Origin of the sequence: Sulfitobacter sp. HI0027 (assembly GCF_001634775.1) — a bacterium.
Lineage (GTDB): Bacteria > Pseudomonadota > Alphaproteobacteria > Rhodobacterales > Rhodobacteraceae > Sulfitobacter.
The window spans coordinates 1-257 of sequence record NZ_LWER01000368.1 but is presented as its reverse complement, the minus strand read 5'-3'; the positions used below and the strand labels follow the sequence as shown (position 1 = coordinate 257).

Sequence of the window (257 nt, the reverse complement as noted above, 5' to 3'; positions counted from 1 at the left end):
ACAGCGAGCCGAACAGCACGAAGAGGAACACGAAAGAGGTCGACACACCAAGCGCGATGCCAAAGACGCCCTCGGTGGTGATCCACTGGTGGTTCACGATCTCCGACAGGCTGTTGCCCTTATGGGCGATGATGCTGGGCATAGAAGGGCCAAGCACGGTGTAGAAAAGAAAAATGCTCGCCACGATCATCAACGCAGGCCCAAGCGCGCGGCGGGTGGCTTCGAGCAGGATTAACAGTCCGGTAACCCCTGCGATA

Annotated in this window: 1 protein-coding gene; it reads right to left on the bottom strand. The window is 58.0% G+C overall.

Annotation, left to right across the window (positions count from 1 at the left end):
* Nucleotides 1-257: TRAP transporter large permease subunit (locus A3722_RS17150; protein WP_150120539.1), on the bottom strand; the 257-nt coding region annotated here is incomplete at both ends.